Consider the following 16,208-nt stretch of genomic DNA (forward strand, 5'->3'; position numbering starts at 1 on the left):
ACGGCGCCGGGCGCGCCACGGGGAGCAGACATGCTGGAAAGGCTGTTTCAACTCAAGGCACACAACACCAACGTGCGGACCGAGATTCTGGCGGGCGTCACGACTTTCTTGGCCATGGCCTACATTCTGTTCGTCAACCCGAGCATCCTCGGCGAGACCGGCATGGACAAGGGTGCGGTGTTCGTCGCCACCTGTCTGGCAGCAGCCATTGGCTCCACGGTCATGGGCCTGATCGCCAACTACCCGATCGCACTGGCGCCGGGCATGGGCCTGAACGCCTTCTTCACCTACACCGTGGTCCTGCACATGGGCCATACCTGGCAGGTGGCGCTGGGTGCGGTGTTCATCTCGGCGGTGTGTTTCTTCCTGTTGTCGATCTTCCGTATCCGGGAATGGATCATCAACAGTATTCCGCTGCCGCTGCGCTCGGCCATTGCCGCCGGTATCGGCCTGTTCCTGGCGCTGATCGCCCTGCACAACGCCGGTATCGTGGTCAGCAACCCGGCGACCATGGTCGGCCTCGGTGACCTCAAGCAACCGGCACCGATCCTCGCCACCCTCGGTTTTGCCCTGATCGTCGCCCTCGAAGCCCTCGCCGTGCGTGGTGCAGTGCTGATCGGCATCCTGGTGGTGACCATCATTTCCATCGTCATGGGCTTCACTCCGTTCGGCGGCGTGATGTCGATGCCGCCGTCGCTGGCCCCGACCTTCCTGCAACTGGACATCAAGGGCGCACTGGACATCGGCCTGGTCAGCGTGATCTTCGCTTTCCTGTTCGTCGACCTGTTCGACAACTCCGGCACCCTGATCGGCGTCGCCAAGCGCGCCGGCTTGATGGGCAAGGACGGCCACATGCCGAAAATGGGCCGCGCGCTGATCGCCGACAGTACCGCTGCGATGGCCGGCTCCCTGCTGGGCACCTCGACCACTACCAGCTACATCGAATCCGCCGCTGGCGTGAGTGCGGGCGGCCGCACCGGCCTGACCGCTGTCGTCGTGGCGATCCTGTTCCTGCTGGCGCTGTTCTTCTCGCCGCTGGCCGCCAGTGTTCCAGCCTTCGCCACCGCACCGGCGCTGCTGTTCGTCGCCGTGTTGATGACATCCGGCCTGGCCGAAATAGACTGGGACGACATCACCGTCGCCGCGCCGGTCGTCATCACCGCGCTGGCCATGCCGTTCACTTATTCCATCGCCAATGGCATCGCCTTCGGTTTCATTGCCTGGACCGCCATCAAGCTGATGTCCGGTCGTGGCCGTGAACTGAACCCGGCGCTGGTGATCCTGTCGATTCTGTTCGTGATCAAGCTCGGTTGGTTCAACGCATGACTTTTGATTCCCAGGCCTACACCGTCCAGCTCGAAGACAAGGTCACGCGCCTGCGTGACCTGCTGGCCCCGTTCGACGCACCCGAGCCGATGGTCTTCGACTCGCCGCTGCAGAACTTTCGCCTGCGTGCCGAATTCCGCCTGTGGCGCGAGGCCGGCGAGCGCCACTACGCGATGTTTTCCCAGGAAGACAAACGCACGCCGATCCTGATCGAAGAGTTCCCGATCGCCAGCCAGCGCATCAATCAGTTGATGCCGCAGCTCAAGGCCGCCTGGCAAGCCAGTGCGCCCCTGAGCCACAAGCTGTTCCAGGTCGAGTTCCTTACGACCCTGGCCGGCGACGCGATGATCACCCTGTGTTATCACCGCCCGCTGGACGAGCATTGGCATGCGGCAGCCAGCAAACTGGCGGCTGATCTGAATGTCAGCATCATCGGGCGCTCCAAGGGCAAGCGCGAAGTCATCGGTCACGATTACGTGGTCGAGCGACTGGACGTCGGCGGCCGGACCTTCAGCTACCGCCAACCGGAAGGCGCGTTCACCCAGCCCAACGGCACCGTGAACCAGAAGATGCTCAACTGGGCGTACGACGCCCTCGGTGATCGCCCTGACGATTTGCTGGAGTTGTACTGCGGCAACGGCAACTTCACCCTGCCGCTCGCGACACGCGTGCGCAAGGTGCTGGCCACCGAAATCAGCAAGACCTCGGTCAACGCGGCGTTGAGCAACCTCAGCGAAAACGCTGTGGATAACGTCACGCTGGTGCGTTTGTCCGCCGAAGAGCTTACCGAAGCCTTGAACGAAGTGCGCCCGTTCCGCCGCCTGCATGGCATCGACCTGAAAAGCTACGAATTCGGCAGCGTCTTCGTCGACCCGCCTCGCGCCGGCATGGACCCGGACACCTGCGAGTTGACCCGACGCTTCGACAACATCCTCTACATTTCCTGCAACCCGCAAACCCTGGCGGCCAACATCGCCCAGTTGCACGACACCCACCGCATCACCCGATGCGCGATGTTCGACCAGTTCCCGTGGACGCATCACATGGAATCCGGGGTGTTGTTGACCCGCCGGTGATTGCGCAGGCCACAAACAAATCAGCCGTCATCGCGACGGCTTTTTTGTGCCTGTTCAAAGCACGACATCGACCTTGCGTGGGCGTCCGCCTTTCCTGCCGTTGGCCCTTGCCGCCTCGGCCTTGGCGGCGCTGCTCTGCCGTCCGTTGCGCGAAGCTATCACCGACGCTGCCATCGCCATCAACGGCTCGCTGACCGAGATCATTCCGGCGATGGAGATCTGCAGGTCCTTGCCTTCGTGGCAGAGCGCGGTACCGGTGAAACCTACTTCGAAACCGGCAAAATCTTCGATCTCGAATCCATCGAACTCAGAGTAATTTCCAACGGGCAGCAACACTCCGCTGCCGTCTTCGAAGCTGACCGCCAGACACGGAGCCTGAAAGGTTACCGACGTCGCCTGCAACCCATTGCTTCGGCGTGCCTTGCCGCGTTCAATCGCTCGATCAAGACGGGCCTCTGTCACCGGCCGATCTATCTGGACCTTGGCTTTTACCGTTTTCATAACTCGATCTCCACACATTCCTGTGCACCTATCAGGAACAACCGCGTCCTGTTCGTTTGCGGCTCATAACAAGCCGAACCAATCATGTTGGTGGTACTGACAATCCTTTTCACCACAACGACCTCACTGGTTTGCCAATCCCACAATTGATTATCAAGACAGGCCGTTTGCAGTTTTCGCCACCAGAGGCGACGGGCACGCAGCAAATGGGCAGGCAGCTTGAGCGATTGGCGCAATCCCTCAAGTACTGCGATCGGTGGCCGGCGCGAGAGTGGAACCACATCCCAGAGTTCGACACCGTTGTGCCAAAAGCTGAATCTGAAACGCGCACTCCACGCACCAGCTTCCACATGTGCGTGAGGAGGGCAATGCTCATCACGCAGCATGATCACCACCGAGAGCCCTTTGTAGCTGCATACTTTCATGCTAACCCATCCGTTAGGTTATTGAGTCGAAAGATTCGTCATTTACAGGAAAAGCTGACGACCGGTGCCGGGCACTCAATCGTCAGCACGCCTCTGAGACTAGCGCTCAGCGGGGCCTTGGGCTGATGGAGGTCCCGGCAAAATCGTAAGCATTGCTTTCACACAACCGTTAAATACGCCTGCCTGTATCTGCGTGCGGGCATTTGATAAATACTGATTCACAGACTTCATTTGATCCTCGGTGTAATCAATCATGCAGCGACAATTCGACGATCTTCAACTGGGCAGCATCGAGCTGTTTTGCCTGGCTGCCGAAGCCGGCAGCTTCACCGCCGCCGCGCTGGTGGCCGGGGTCACGCCGGCCGCGGTGAGCCGTTCGGTGTCGCGCATGGAAGAACGCCTGGGCGTGCGGCTGTTTGCGCGCACCACCCGCAGCGTCAAGCTGACCGACAGCGGTCGGCGCTACTACGAAGAATGCCGCCAGGCATTGGCGCAACTGGTCGAAGCCCAGCGCGAGGTCATGGGCCAGCAACAGGCACCTTCAGGCACCCTGCGCATCAGTATCCCGACCACTTATGCCCACCACCGCATCCTGCCGTTGCTGCCGGCCTTTCGCGCGCGTTTTCCGGCGGTGAAGGTCGAGTCGCATATCAGTAACCGCAACATCGATTTCGTCGGCGAAGGTTATGACATGGCGATTCGTGTGCGCGCCATTCCGGACTCTGGGCTGATCGCCCGGCAGCTGGAAGATGCCGCGCTGGTGATGATTGCCAGCCCTGAATATCTCAAGCGAGCCGGCATGCCGCAAACCCTCGACGACCTGCAACAGCATGAATGCATTCAATACGAACTGCCCAGCAGCGGCCGGCGCATTGCCTGGCTGTTCAATGACGGTGGAGTGCAGCGCGAAATTCTCGCCGAGGGCAACTTCAGTTGCTCCGACGATGTATTGGGTGGCGTGACCTTGGCGAAACATGGTGCGGGGTTGTTTCAGACCTATCGATTCATCGTCGAGAAGGAACTGGCCGATGGCTCGCTGGTGGAAGTACTCAAGCCTTATGGGGGACGATCAAGGCCGTTTACCCTTCTCTACCCGCAAAGCCGCCACATGCCCCTGCGATTGCGCGCGTTTATCGACTTCCTGGTGGAGCAGTTGCCACGCTGAATCGAAACCGTCCGATCACCGCACACAAAAGGACCGTATACGGGCGGTCCAATTGACCAAATTAACCATCTGGTACATTTTATCTCCACAGGCCGAAACCTCGGCCAACGCCAAAAATAATAAGTGGAGAAACCTTGATGTCCCCTATCATTCTGGTGCTCAACGGCCCGAATCTGAACCTGCTTGGCACCCGTGAACCGGCGACTTACGGCCACGAAACCCTGGCTGATATTTCCGCCATGTGCGGCCGTGCCGCCGAAGAGTTCGGCCTGGCGGTGGAGTTTCGCCAGACCAACCATGAAGGCGAACTGCTCGACTGGATTCATGCCGCCCGCGGCCGTTGTGCCGGGATCGTGATCAACCCGGCCGCCTGGACGCACACCTCGGTGGCGATCCGCGATGCGCTGGTTGCCAGCGAACTGCCGGTGATCGAAGTGCACCTGTCCAACGTCCATGCCCGAGAGCAATTCCGGCACCACTCCTTCGTCTCGGGCATTGCCACTGCGGTAATGGCCGGCTTCGGCAGCCATGGCTATCGCCTGGCACTGGAACATTTCAGCCAACGTCTGAAGGGGTGAGCGTGATGAACAAGACCAAGACGGTATTGGCCGGCCTGATCGGCGCCGGCATCCAGGCTTCCCGCACCCCTGCCCTGCACGAGCACGAAGGCGATGCCCAGGATTTGCGTTATCTGTATCGCCTGATTGATCTCGATCAGCTGCAACTCGACAGCAACGCCCTGCCCGAGTTGCTGCTGGCCGCCGAACGAATGAACTTCACCGGCCTGAACATCACCTTTCCGTGCAAGCAGGCGATCATCCCGCTGCTCGACGAACTGTCGCCCGAAGCCCGGGGTATTGGCGCGGTGAACACTGTGGTGCTGAAGGACGGCAAACGCATCGGCCACAACACCGATTGCCTGGGGTTTGCCGAGGGTTTTCGGCGTGGCTTGCAGGGCGTTGCCGTAGAGCGCGTCGTACAAATGGGCGCCGGTGGCGCTGGTGCGGCGGTGGCCCACGCGCTGTTGAGCGAAGGCGTGCGGCAACTGAGCATTTTCGACGTGGAAATCAGCCGCGCCCAGAGCCTGGCGGACAACCTCAATCAGCATTTCGGCAGTAACCGCGCGGTGGCCGGCCATGATCTGGCACTGACCCTGGCCGAGGCCGATGGCCTGGTCAACACCACGCCCATGGGCATGAAGAAACTGCCAGGCATGCCGGTTCCGGTCGAGTTGCTTCGGGCTGAATTGTGGGTGGCGGAGATTGTTTATTTTCCGCTGGAAACCGAACTGCTGCGCAACGCCCGCGCGCTGGGCTGCCGGACGCTGGATGGCGGTAACATGGCGGTGTTCCAGGCGGTGAAGGCGTTTGAATTGTTCAGCGGCGTGGTGCCGGATGCCAAGCGAATGCTTGAGCATTTCCAAAGCATGAACGGTTGATACAACTTGTAGGAGCCGGCTTGCTGGCGATGGCGATGGCGATCGTGCAGACGCTATCGCCAGCAAGCCCGCTCCTACAAAGGCGATTCACACAGCTGGATTATGCCTGCAGGTATCGCAACACCGACTCGCAAATCATCTCCCGATGACGCTGCTTGATGCTTTCGTCCGGCAAGTCGATCTGAAAGATCTCGCCAAAGGTGTGGCGGTTAGACACGCGATAGAAGCAGAACGAACTGATCAGCAAATGCACATCCAACGGGTCCAGGCCGGTGCGGAACAGCCCTTGCTCGGCACCGCGACGCAGGATCTCGCCCAGTGAATCGAGGATGGTGTTGTTCATGGCCTTGATTGCATCGGAGCGTTTCACGTATTCGGCGTTGTGAATGTTCTCGATGCTGACGATGCGCACGAAATCGACGTTGCGATCATGGTGATCGAAGGTGAACTCCACCAGCCGCCGAATCGCCTCGACAGGCGGTAGTTCGGCCAGGTGCAACCGGTTTTCGGTGTTGCGGATATCGCCGTAGAGCTTCTCCAACACCTCGACGTAGAGCTGCTCCTTACTGCCGAAGTAGTAATAGATCATGCGTTTGGAGGTGTGGATGCGCTCGGCGATGGCATCGACGCGAGCCCCGGAAAGCCCTTGCTGGACGAACTCGACAATCGCCTCCTGCAGGATGTTCTCGCGGGTTTTTTCCGGATTGTTCTTACGACTCTTGCGCGGTTCGGCAACCGGTTGATCGGGTGCTGCGGAGAGTTCTGAAGTCATTGTCATTGCGGGCTCACGGCCATCACTGCACAGGCTGGCGATTATGAGCCGCGCCGCACAGCGAAGGAAGCCGTGCGGCAGCGGTTTGTCGGAGTGGTTACGATTTTCCTACAACTTTGTCTGACGCACAGCGCCGCTGCGGGATTTGGCCATGGCTGCCAGGCGCACCGCCACATTGGCCGCACCGTAACCGGCATAACCGTTCTTGCGCTGAATGATCTCGAAGAAGAACCGCCCCTCGAACGGTTCGGTGTACACATGAAACAGCTCACCGCCCTGGGCATCACGGTCGTACAGCACGTTGTAATAGGCCAGTTCGCTGAGAAATTCGTCGTCGAAATCGAAGCGTGCCGCCAGGTCATCGTAGTAGTTGAGCGGAATGTCCAGCAGCGGGACACCCGCCGCCTTGGCTCGACTGACTTCGGCAAAGATGTCATCGCAATCAAACGCAATGTGGTGCACACCGGAGCCGCGATAACTCGACAAGGCGTGTGAAATGGCGGTGTTGCGGTTTTCGGAAATATTCAGCGGCAGACGAATCGAACTGTCACGGCTGCGTAGCGCGCGGCTTTTCACCAGGCCATAGGGATCAGGCAGCACCACTTCGTCGTCGGCCTCGAAGTCCAGCAGGCTCTTGTAGAACAGCACCCAACTGTCGAGGCTGTCGGCGGGCAGGGCCATGGCCATGTGGTCGATGCGCTTGAGGCCGCCACCGGTCACCGCCGCCGGCTGCAGGTTGAAGTCGGTACCATAGACATCGGCATCTTGATCGACGAGGTAGATCAGGCTGCCATCCGGCGCACGAACGGCGGCCAGTTCCAGCTCATTGGGGCCAACCAGTCCGCGATACGGCTGGCCTTTGTAGGCCACGGCCCGGGCCAGCGCACTGGCACTGTCCTTGACTCGCACGGCGGTGGCGCACAGCGATGGACCATGGGCCTCGAAGAAACTGTGGGCGAACGAGTACGGTTCGGAGTTGAGGATCAGGTTGATATCGCCCTGGCGCAGCAAGCTGACGCTCTTGGAGCGATGCTGCCCGGCCTTGACGAAACCCAGCCGCTCCAGCCAGTGAGAGAGCTTGGCGCCAAGGCTTTCGTCCACGGCGAATTCGAGAAACTCGATGCCGTTGTATTCGCTGGCCTTCGGCGTCTCGAACAAAATCTCGGGGTTGGCCGCTGGCTTGGTTTCCTGGGCCAGGCGCTCACGGGTTTTTTCTTCCAGGTATAGCAACGAGCGCAAACCGTCAGCCGCGTTGGCCCGTGGCGGTGCGGCGCGGAAACCGTCGTTGAAGATCTCCAGCGACAGCGGCCCGGTGTAGCCACTCTTGATGATCGGCGCGAGGAAGCCCGGCAGATCGAATTCGCCCTGGCCCGGGAAGCAGCGAAAATGCCGGCTCCACTCCAGCACATCCATGGCCAGGATCGGAGCATCGGCCATTTGCACGAAGAAAATCTTGTCGCCGGGAATCTCGGCGATGGCGCTCGGGTCGCCCTTGAGCGACAAGGTGTGGAAGCTGTCGAGCAACACGCCGAGGCTCGGATGATCGGCCTGACGGACGATATTCCACACCTGTTGCCAGGTATTGACGTGACGTCCCCAGGCCAGCGCTTCGTAACCGATACGCAGGCCTCGCGCTCCGGCGTGCTCGGCCAGCAGGCGCAAGTCGTCGACCAGGATCTGTTCATCACCGATCGAATCGGCCGAGGCGTTGCTGCACACCAGCACCAGGTCAGTGCCGAGCTCCTGCATCAGGTCGAACTTGCGCTCGGCCCGCTCCAGATTGCGCGACAAACGGTCACGGCGGCAGCCTTCGAAGTCCCGGAACGGTTGAAACAGCGTGATGGCGATCCCGAGATCGGCGCACATCTGTTTAATTTCTCGCGGGCTGCCGTCGTAGTAGAGAAGGTCGTTCTCGAAGATCTCTACGCCGTCGAAACCGGCGGCGGCGATGGCTTCGAGTTTCTCCGGCAGGGTACCGCTCAAGGACACGGTGGCAATGGAACGCTGCATATTTCGACTCCCGGTGGTGGAGACAATCTTGTTAGGGGCATCGCACGCTTGTTGCTGGGGCCCGGCTGCCGGCGATGGCGATCTCGCGGACGCCATCGCCGGCAAGCCGGGCTCCTACAGGGATTGCGTTTAGCTTTGATTGAATTATTGGCCTGGTGATTCCACACGGCAATTCAAAGTGTACTATCCAGTTAGTTTTGCGTGCGATTATCGAACAGAATGGCCGTTAGCGAATTGACGATTTTTCGTCCACTGCGCAACATCAACACCACATTGGGTCCGGTCATGAATCATCGGTTCCAGTTAACAAGACCCTGAACACCACATAAAAATTTCAAAAAACGGGTATACGCTCATGCGCTCATTAAACGCCTTGCTCGATTACACCACCGTCATTACGCCTTGCCTGGCGTCCATCCGAACCCCGCGCACCGCTGGCACACACGTGCCGCTCGCTGAATAACTCGTCAGCCGACGAACACAGCCGATCAGTCCAACCGCGCCTGTCGCCCTCGATTGATCACGCGCCCTTGAAGTCCCGACGAGCTTCGCTTGTCAGTCATTGAACGGATGGCACAGATGAATCCTACACATAGCTCACGCATGGCTCCGGCCATGAGCGCTGCCACTGGCGGCATCGGCGACAAGATCCGCGGCGCCATGGCTGTTGGCAAAACCCGTTGGGGCATGCTGGCGCTGGTGTTTTTCGCCACCACCCTGAACTACATCGACCGCGCCGCCCTTGGCGTCATGCAGCCTATCCTGGCCAAGGAAATGAGCTGGACGGCGATGGACTACGCCAACATCAACTTCTGGTTCCAGGTCGGCTACGCCATCGGTTTCGTGCTGCAAGGCCGCCTGATCGACCGGGTCGGCGTCAAGCGCGTGTTCTTCTGCGCCGTGCTGCTCTGGAGCCTGGCGACTGGCGCCCACGGCCTGGCCACTTCGGCGGTCGGCTTCATGGTCTGCCGCTTCATCCTCGGCCTGACCGAAGCCGCCAACTACCCGGCCTGCGTGAAGACCACGCGCCTGTGGTTCCCGGCGGGTGAACGCGCCGTGGCCACCGGTATCTTCAACGCCGGCACCAACGTCGGGGCGATGTTCACGCCGATGCTGCTGCCGCTGATCCTCCACGTTTGGGGCTGGCAGGCGGCGTTCCTGTGCATGTCGGCACTGGGCGGGATCTGGCTGGTGTTCTGGGGCCTGAAATACTTCAACCCGGAAGATCACCCGAGCGTCAAACAGTCGGAACTGGACTACATCCAGAACGAAGTGGAGCCGGAACAAGCCCGCGTACCCTTCTCGAAAATCCTGCGCATGCGCGGCACCTGGGCCTTCGCCCTGGCCTACTCGATCACCGCGCCGGTGTTCTGGTTCTACCTGTACTGGCTGCCACCGTTCCTCAACCAGCAATACAACCTGGGCATCAACGTGACCCAGATGGGTATTCCGCTGATCATCATCTACCTCACCGCCGACTTCGGCAGTGTCGGTGGCGGGATCCTCTCCTCGTTCCTGATCGGCCGCGGCGTCAACCCGATCAAGGCGCGCCTGATGTCCATGCTCCTGTTCGCCTGCTGCATCATCGGCGTGATCATGGCGGCCGGCTCCAGCAACCTGTGGGTCGCGGTGTTCGCCATTTCCCTGGCCATCGGTGCACACCAGGCCTGGACCGCGAACATCTGGAGCCTGGTGATGGACTACACGCCCAAATACATGATGAGTACGGTGTTCGGCTTCGGCGGCATGTGTGCGGCGATTGGCGGGATGTTCATGACCCAGTTGGTCGGCCACATCCTGACCGCCACCAACAACAACTACACCGTGCTGTTCACCCTGATCCCGGCGATGTACTTCATCGCGCTGATCTGGTTGTACTTCATGGCACCGCGCAAGATTCCGAAAGTAGAAGGCTGATGTTCCCTCGGCGCAGGCCCGGTTTCGGGCCTGCGCTTTTTTTGTGCCTGCTTTTCATGAATCCATGAATGTTCGCTCAACGCCAAGGAGGTCAAACCATGTCGCCAGGTCACCTGAGCATCGCCAAGCGCGCCGTGATCAGCTTCGGACTCATCGCCGTGCTGGTCCTGTTGCAAGGCCTGTTCTCCCTCAAGCAAGTCGCCGAAGTGCGCACCACCGGCCAGCACACCGAGAACGTCTCCCTGCCCAGTACCCGCTATCTGGGAGAGATCCGCGACTACGTCCTGAGCATTCGCGTGCTCAGCCTGCGCATGGCGTTGAACCGTGAGCCCAAGGTGCTCGACGCGACCGTCACGCGCCTGCATCAAGTGCAGGGCTGGCTTGCCCAGGCACTGGAAAAGTTCACCCCGCTCGTAGGCGACTACAACCGGGCACCGTACGAAAAGTTCGTCGATACGGTCACTCTTTACCGTCAGGCGCTGGCGCAATACGAAAGCCTGTCCCAGGCCAACCGCGTCGAAGAAATGACCGCGCTGCTCAATGGCAAAATCCAGGATTACTCGACACAAACGGGTGACCAGTTCGCCGAACTGGTGGCGCTCACCGCCAACGAAGTCAGTCAGTCCGCCGCGCAAGCCGACTCGCTCTACAGCCAGGTGAAGGTCACCGTGATCGGGGCCTTGCTTGCCGTGTCGCTGCTGACCGTTCTGCTCGCCTGGCTGTTGATTCGCAGCATCGTGGTGCCCATCCGCCAAGCGGTGGAAGTGGCCGAGCGAGTGGCGGCCGGCGACCTGGGCACGCCGATACACAGCCAGGGTGGCGATGAAACCGCGCGCTTGCTCACAGCCCTGTCGATCATGCAGACCAGTCTGCGCGAAACCCTGCAACGGATCAGCGCTGCATCGACCCAACTGAACGCAGCCGCCGAGCAAATGCAGCAGAGCACTCATCAGGACTCCGGGCGCCTGCAACAGCAACACAACGAAATCGAACAAGCCGCCACCGCGGTCAATGAGATGACGGTTGCCGTGGAAGAAGTCGCACGCAATGCCGTGTCGACGTCTGACAGCACGCGCCAGTCGACACAGCAGGCCAGTCAGGGTCAGGCGCGGGTCATCGAAACACTGGACTCAATCCAGGCCATGAGCGCCGATGCCGGCACGGCCCTGCAGCAAGTGCAAACCCTGGCCGAGCAATCCCGGGAAATCGGCAAGGTACTGGACGTGATTCGCGCCATCGCCGAGCAGACCAACCTGCTGGCGCTTAACGCCGCGATTGAAGCGGCCCGCGCCGGGGAAGCCGGGCGCGGTTTTGCGGTGGTCGCCGATGAAGTGCGCGCGCTGGCCCATCGCACCCAGCAATCGACCCGGGAAATCGAACAGATGATCGGCAGGGTCCAGGGCGATACCGAGAGTGTGGTGCTGTCGATGCATGGCAACAGTCAGCGCGTCGCCGCCACCCTGTCGATTGCCGAACAGGCCGGCCTCGCGCTAGCGCAAATCACCCGCGCCATGGAGCAGATCCACGAGCGCAACCTGGTGATCGCCAGCGCCTCGGAAGAGCAAGCCGCCGTGGCCCGCGAGGTGGACAGGAATCTGCTGAACATCCGCGACCTGTCACTGCAAAGTGCCGACGCCTCGACCCGCACCAGCACCACCAGCCAGCAGTTGTCGCAATTGGCTGCAGGCCTGCAAAACCTGGTGCTGCGTTTCAGGTTTTAAGCTCTCTCAACGACGGCTCTGTTGCCATGCCGCCGCCAGGCCACTGCAGCAGATCACGGCGATCCCGACGACGGTGGTCAGGGTCGGCGTGTGGGAAAACAGCAGCCAGCCCAGCAGTCCGGCAAACACGATCTGGCAATAGCTGAAGGGCGCCAGCAAGGCCGGCGCCGCATGGCGAAAGGCCTGGGTCAGGAACAGGTGCGCCGTCATCCCGCAGGCACCCAGCGCCAGCATCATCGCGCCATGCAGCAAGGTCGGCACCTGCCAGAAGAACGGCACCAGCGCACTCATGACCAGGGTGTTGCACAGCCCGGCAAAGAAGTTGCTGGTGGTCGGGCTGTCGATCTCACTGAGCTTGCGGGTCAGCAGTTGGTAGAAGCAGAAAAACAGTGCCGAGCACAACGGCAATAACACCGCCGGGGTGAACAGATCACCACCGGGGTGCACGATGATCAGCACGCCGATAAAACCGCAAATCACCGCCAGCCATTGGCCACGAGTGACCTTCTCCCCCAGCAACGGCACCGACAGCGCGGTCACCAGCACCGGTGCCAGGAAGTTCACCGACGTTGCCTCCGCCAGCGGGATGTACATCAGCCCCGTGGTGAAAAACAGGCTGGTGCCCAGCAGGCACAACGCCCGAATCAGTTGCAGCAACGGCCGCTTGGTGCGCAGCACGCGCAACCCGGATTGCGGCAGGAATATCCCGGCCATCAGCAAGGTGTGCACCACATAACGCGCCCAGACCACCATGACAATCGGATAGAACCCGGAAAGGTACTTCGACAGGGCGTCATGGCTGGAAAACAGGAAGGTTGCGACAACGATCAGCAGGATCCCTTTAAAGGGCTGATTGACGCCGGATAGCGGGGTGCTGACGGTCATTGGGGTTCCTTGTTCAAAGTCAAAAGCTGCGCGTGACCTATGTCAGCCGCGCCAGCAATTCACGGGTTTTGCTCAATGCCATCTGCGCCCGATCCAGCCCACTCACGCCCTGCTCCAGCAGTTGCACGGTGGGAATCTCCAGGCTCAATGGAATGTTAGCCGGCAAACACCGCAACAGCCCTGGCAGATCACAATCGCCATCGCCAGGAAAACGCCGTTCATTACGCGCCTGCCGCAAGATCTCTGCCATGTCGGCAGGCCTGGGCCCCGCCACGTCGCACAACTGCGCATACCGTAACCGCGAGGGGGCAACCCTGGCCAGATCTTCCAGCCGCGACCCGGAGCGATCGAAGTGAAAAGCATCGACCAGCACCGCCGCGTTTTCACGCCCAGCCTGTTCAACGATGCGCACCGCTTGCTGCAGATCGCGAGCGTCGGTCCAGGGCATGAATTCCAGATGCGGGTGCAGCCCGTAAGGCGCCGCCAGATCACACAGCCTGGCAAAATTCTCCGTCAGCCGCTGCTCGTCAGGATCGTTGCCCGCCACCAGCAATTCAGTAGCAGCGAATTCGGCGCCCACCGCCAGCACCTGCTCGAAATCGCCCACCAGGGTGTCCGGTTTCAGCCGCAGGATTTCAACATCCAGGACACGAATGCCGGTATCGCGCAGACGCGCCAGGGTCTGGCGCCGCAGATCGCCATCCGCCACCAGCGGAAAATGATGTTCCTGCGGCGTCGCCGGCACCAGGCGCAAGCCGACATGACTGTAACCAGCCCGCGCCGCGACCTCGACCATGTCCGGCGGTGACAACTCCAGCACGGTCAGACTGGCCAGGGAAAAGATTCGTTCACTCATGTTCAATCCTCGATCAAGGCCGGTGCGCAGGCGCGCCCGGTTTCAGCGGCGTGGCGAATCGCCTCGACCAGCGCCAGGGTGCGGGCTGCATCGGCAGCGCTGACCAGTGGTTCGACCTCCCCCCGCGCCACGCGCACGAAATGCTGCAACTGCAAGCGCAGCGCGGGTTCGACACTGAAAGGCACGTCAGTCGGTACCAGCGGCTGATGCCAGCCACCGTCCGCTTGCGTGTAGCGCCAGTGCTTGAGCTGCGGGATGCTCAGCGCCCCGGCGGTTCCCGCCAGCAAATAGCACGGTTGATCGGCCTGGCGTGGATACACCGGGTTCTCCCCGGACCCCAGTTCCCAACTCCAGGGAGCCGCCACCGCATCGGACCCGGTCAGGCTGCCCAACGCACCGTTGTCGAATTGCAGCAGCACGGCCGCGCAATCCTCGTTGGCAAACTCGCGCACGGCGTTGCTGGTGATGGCCTGCACCTGGCGCACTTCGCCGCACAGATGCCGAAGCAGGTCGAGGTCGTGGATCAGGTTGGTCAACAACATCCCCGCACCGGGCTCGCGGCGCCAGGCCGTTTCGAAGTAACTATCGGGCTTGCGCAATTGCCAGAGCGCGGTGACGGTGCTCAACCGGCCCAACGCGCCGCTGTGGACAAGTTCATGGGCGCGGACGATCAAGGGGTTGTGGCGTCGATGATGGCCGACCAGCACCGCAACGCCGCTCGACTTCGAGGCAGCCACCAGCTCTCGGGCCTCATCCAGGTGCACACCCACCGGTTTTTCCAGCAACACCGGCACCCCGGCAGCCAGGCAATCGAGCGCGGTGCTGACGTGCAGCGAATTCGGGTTGGCGATAATGACCGCCTCGGGTTTTGCCTGCTCGAGCATCTGACGATGATCGGCGAAATATCCCACGCCCCATTCCCTAGCTAGGCCCGCCGCTTGCGGGCCGGGGTCGGCCACTGCGCACAGGGTCGCTTCAGTCAGTGTTTGCATTTGCTGGTAATGCTGCTGGCCCATGTTGCCAGTACCGATCAGGGCTATGCGCAGTGGTGAACTCAAGGTGCGGTCCTCTTGTGGTTATTGTTGGAAGGTGAATTTCAACAATTTAGAACCTGGTTCCAGATTCTTACACAAGCGCGCACTGAAAGTGTTCGAACAGCGCACAGCTTTAGCAAGCTCACCACCAACTGAAAGGTGGGAGCGGGCTTGCTCGCGAAAGCGGTGTGTCATGCAATTTCAACCCGCTCCCACAGGGATGTAGTGCAGGACTTAGCTAAATAGCTCCGACGCCAGGCTCGCCGCCGACAACTCATCGCTAAATGCCAACAACAAAGGCGCCAGTTCATGCAGCCGCGCCCCCGGCATCCGCGCACTCGGCCCTGCAATGCTGAGCACGCCGATCACCCGCCCATCACCGGGATGACGCACCACCGCGGCTATGGCCGAAGTGCCCACCGCCGAACTTTCCTCGACACAGGCGTAGCCCTGCTCCCGCGCCAGGCGCAGGCGTTCCAGCAGTTCAATATTGGACCGTGGGGCATTCGGGCCCAGCTCCAATGGCCGGTCCGCCGCCTGGCGCTCCACCAGCGACAAGGCTTCGGCATCGCTCATGCATGCCAGCCAGGCATGCCCGGAGGCGGTGTAGAACAGTGGCGCATCCCGGCCCATGTCCGGGTCATAACGCAGCCCGGAACGAGCCCCCTGGGACTTGGCAATCCAGGTCTGGCGCTCGCCTTCGATGACACCCAGGCGCACCAGTTCGCCGGTTTCCTGAGCCAGCCGATCGAGTACCGGCTGCACGATATCGGCACCGCTGCTCGACAGGTAACGGAAACCCATCGCCACCAGCCGGGTCGACAAGTGATAACGCAAGTTCTCCGGATTCTGCCGCACATAGCCGAGCCGGATCAGCTCGGCCAGCAAGCGGTGCGTGGCACTTTTAGGAATGTCCAGTTGTTCCGCCAACACCTGCATCGGCAGGCCGCGAGGGTCGCTGGTGAGGCTTTCAAGCACACTGAAAACACGTTCGATCTGACTGCCGGCCATGGGGGTATCCACGCAAAATTTGCTCGATTCTAGAAGACAACCTGAGGAATGCGAAATCTGGAACTGACTGT

Annotated in this window: 15 protein-coding genes and 1 pseudogene; 8 read left to right on the forward strand and 8 right to left on the reverse strand. The window is 61.0% G+C overall.

Features of this window, described 5'->3' with window-relative positions:
• Window positions 1–30: 30 nt before the first annotated feature.
• Window positions 31–1,326 carry an NCS2 family permease gene (locus ACYP2Q_RS20430; protein WP_338583209.1) on the forward strand — a complete coding sequence of 432 codons (1,296 nt, stop codon included), beginning with the start codon at window positions 31–33 and terminating at the stop codon, window positions 1,324–1,326.
• The gene (trmA, locus tag ACYP2Q_RS20435) at window positions 1,323–2,402 is read left to right on the forward strand and encodes a tRNA (uridine(54)-C5)-methyltransferase TrmA (RefSeq protein ID WP_459732191.1); all 1,080 of its coding nucleotides are present in this window, start codon (window positions 1,323–1,325) and stop codon (window positions 2,400–2,402) included. Before ACYP2Q_RS20430 ends, trmA begins: the two co-directional genes overlap by 4 nt.
• Before the next feature lie 54 nt (window positions 2,403–2,456).
• Here trmA and ACYP2Q_RS20440 read toward each other — a convergent pair whose 3' ends face one another.
• A complete protein-coding gene (locus ACYP2Q_RS20440) occupies window positions 2,457–2,903 on the reverse strand; it encodes a DUF2442 domain-containing protein (protein WP_459732192.1) in 447 nt (148 codons plus the stop codon).
• A complete protein-coding gene (locus ACYP2Q_RS20445; protein ID WP_459732193.1) occupies window positions 2,900–3,328 on the reverse strand; it encodes a DUF4160 domain-containing protein in 429 nt (142 codons plus the stop codon). The genes ACYP2Q_RS20440 and ACYP2Q_RS20445 overlap by 4 nt, the downstream gene beginning before the upstream one ends.
• A gap of 253 nt (window positions 3,329–3,581) precedes the next feature.
• Between ACYP2Q_RS20445 and ACYP2Q_RS20450 the strand changes: the two genes are divergently transcribed.
• From ACYP2Q_RS20450 to ACYP2Q_RS20460, 3 genes are all read left to right on the forward strand, one after another.
• A complete protein-coding gene (locus ACYP2Q_RS20450; RefSeq protein ID WP_459732194.1) occupies window positions 3,582–4,493 on the forward strand; it encodes a LysR family transcriptional regulator in 912 nt (303 codons plus the stop codon).
• Window positions 4,494–4,630: 137 nt separating this feature from the next.
• Window positions 4,631–5,071, forward strand: a complete 441-nt coding sequence (gene aroQ, locus ACYP2Q_RS20455) for a type II 3-dehydroquinate dehydratase (RefSeq protein WP_459732195.1) — start codon at window positions 4,631–4,633, stop codon at window positions 5,069–5,071.
• A gap of 5 nt (window positions 5,072–5,076) precedes the next feature.
• Window positions 5,077–5,931 (forward strand): shikimate dehydrogenase, encoded by an 855-nt coding sequence (locus tag ACYP2Q_RS20460; RefSeq protein WP_459732197.1) that lies wholly within the window; start codon window positions 5,077–5,079, stop codon window positions 5,929–5,931.
• 100 nt (window positions 5,932–6,031) lie between these two features.
• Here ACYP2Q_RS20460 and ACYP2Q_RS20465 read toward each other — a convergent pair whose 3' ends face one another.
• Window positions 6,032–6,709: a TetR/AcrR family transcriptional regulator gene (locus ACYP2Q_RS20465; protein WP_274074501.1), complete on the reverse strand. Its 678-nt coding sequence runs from the start codon at window positions 6,707–6,709 to the stop codon at window positions 6,032–6,034.
• A gap of 102 nt (window positions 6,710–6,811) precedes the next feature.
• Complete coding sequence (gene quiC / locus ACYP2Q_RS20470) at window positions 6,812–8,713, reverse strand: 3-dehydroshikimate dehydratase QuiC (protein WP_459732198.1); 1,902 nt, start codon at window positions 8,711–8,713, stop codon at window positions 6,812–6,814.
• 579 nt (window positions 8,714–9,292) lie between these two features.
• Between quiC and ACYP2Q_RS20475 the strand changes: the two genes are divergently transcribed.
• The 3 genes and pseudogenes from ACYP2Q_RS20475 (at window position 9,293) to ACYP2Q_RS20485 (ending at window position 12,351) form a co-directional block, all read left to right on the forward strand.
• Complete coding sequence (locus ACYP2Q_RS20475) at window positions 9,293–10,630, forward strand: MFS transporter (protein ID WP_459732199.1); 1,338 nt, start codon at window positions 9,293–9,295, stop codon at window positions 10,628–10,630.
• Between the two features lie 98 nt (window positions 10,631–10,728).
• Window positions 10,729–11,496: pseudogene (locus ACYP2Q_RS20480) on the forward strand (MCP four helix bundle domain-containing protein); the annotation flags it as partial.
• A gap of 66 nt (window positions 11,497–11,562) precedes the next feature.
• Window positions 11,563–12,351, forward strand: a complete 789-nt coding sequence (locus tag ACYP2Q_RS20485; RefSeq protein WP_459732313.1) for a methyl-accepting chemotaxis protein — start codon at window positions 11,563–11,565, stop codon at window positions 12,349–12,351.
• Between the two features lie 6 nt (window positions 12,352–12,357).
• Here ACYP2Q_RS20485 and ACYP2Q_RS20490 read toward each other — a convergent pair whose 3' ends face one another.
• The 4 genes from ACYP2Q_RS20490 to ACYP2Q_RS20505 form a co-directional block, all read right to left on the reverse strand.
• Entirely contained in the window at window positions 12,358–13,236 is an 879-nt protein-coding gene (locus ACYP2Q_RS20490) for a DMT family transporter (protein WP_046815761.1), read from the reverse strand.
• A gap of 37 nt (window positions 13,237–13,273) precedes the next feature.
• Window positions 13,274–14,092 (reverse strand): sugar phosphate isomerase/epimerase family protein, encoded by an 819-nt coding sequence (locus ACYP2Q_RS20495; protein WP_459732201.1) that lies wholly within the window; start codon window positions 14,090–14,092, stop codon window positions 13,274–13,276.
• 2 nt (window positions 14,093–14,094) lie between these two features.
• Window positions 14,095–15,150, reverse strand: a complete 1,056-nt coding sequence (locus tag ACYP2Q_RS20500; RefSeq protein WP_459732202.1) for a Gfo/Idh/MocA family protein — start codon at window positions 15,148–15,150, stop codon at window positions 14,095–14,097.
• A gap of 210 nt (window positions 15,151–15,360) precedes the next feature.
• Window positions 15,361–16,137, reverse strand: coding sequence for an IclR family transcriptional regulator (locus ACYP2Q_RS20505; protein WP_459732203.1), 777 nt, complete (start codon window positions 16,135–16,137; stop codon window positions 15,361–15,363).
• Window positions 16,138–16,208 lie beyond the last annotated feature (71 nt).

The organism is Pseudomonas sp. MHK4 (assembly GCF_054600775.1).

Coding starts and splice junctions, on each gene's coding strand:
- ACYP2Q_RS20430 (WP_338583209.1), top strand. CDS start 31: ATGCTGGAAAGGCTGTTTCAACTCAAGGCACACAACACCAACGTGCGG.
- trmA (WP_459732191.1), top strand. CDS start 1,323: ATGACTTTTGATTCCCAGGCCTACACCGTCCAGCTCGAAGACAAGGTC.
- ACYP2Q_RS20440 (WP_459732192.1), bottom strand. CDS start 2,903: ATGAAAACGGTAAAAGCCAAGGTCCAGATAGATCGGCCGGTGACAGAG.
- ACYP2Q_RS20445 (WP_459732193.1), bottom strand. CDS start 3,328: ATGAAAGTATGCAGCTACAAAGGGCTCTCGGTGGTGATCATGCTGCGT.
- ACYP2Q_RS20450 (WP_459732194.1), top strand. CDS start 3,582: ATGCAGCGACAATTCGACGATCTTCAACTGGGCAGCATCGAGCTGTTT.
- aroQ (WP_459732195.1), top strand. CDS start 4,631: ATGTCCCCTATCATTCTGGTGCTCAACGGCCCGAATCTGAACCTGCTT.
- ACYP2Q_RS20460 (WP_459732197.1), top strand. CDS start 5,077: ATGAACAAGACCAAGACGGTATTGGCCGGCCTGATCGGCGCCGGCATC.
- ACYP2Q_RS20465 (WP_274074501.1), bottom strand. CDS start 6,709: ATGACAATGACTTCAGAACTCTCCGCAGCACCCGATCAACCGGTTGCC.
- quiC (WP_459732198.1), bottom strand. CDS start 8,713: ATGCAGCGTTCCATTGCCACCGTGTCCTTGAGCGGTACCCTGCCGGAG.
- ACYP2Q_RS20475 (WP_459732199.1), top strand. CDS start 9,293: ATGAATCCTACACATAGCTCACGCATGGCTCCGGCCATGAGCGCTGCC.
- ACYP2Q_RS20485 (WP_459732313.1), top strand. CDS start 11,563: ATGCAGCAGAGCACTCATCAGGACTCCGGGCGCCTGCAACAGCAACAC.
- ACYP2Q_RS20490 (WP_046815761.1), bottom strand. CDS start 13,236: ATGACCGTCAGCACCCCGCTATCCGGCGTCAATCAGCCCTTTAAAGGG.
- ACYP2Q_RS20495 (WP_459732201.1), bottom strand. CDS start 14,092: ATGAGTGAACGAATCTTTTCCCTGGCCAGTCTGACCGTGCTGGAGTTG.
- ACYP2Q_RS20505 (WP_459732203.1), bottom strand. CDS start 16,137: ATGGCCGGCAGTCAGATCGAACGTGTTTTCAGTGTGCTTGAAAGCCTC.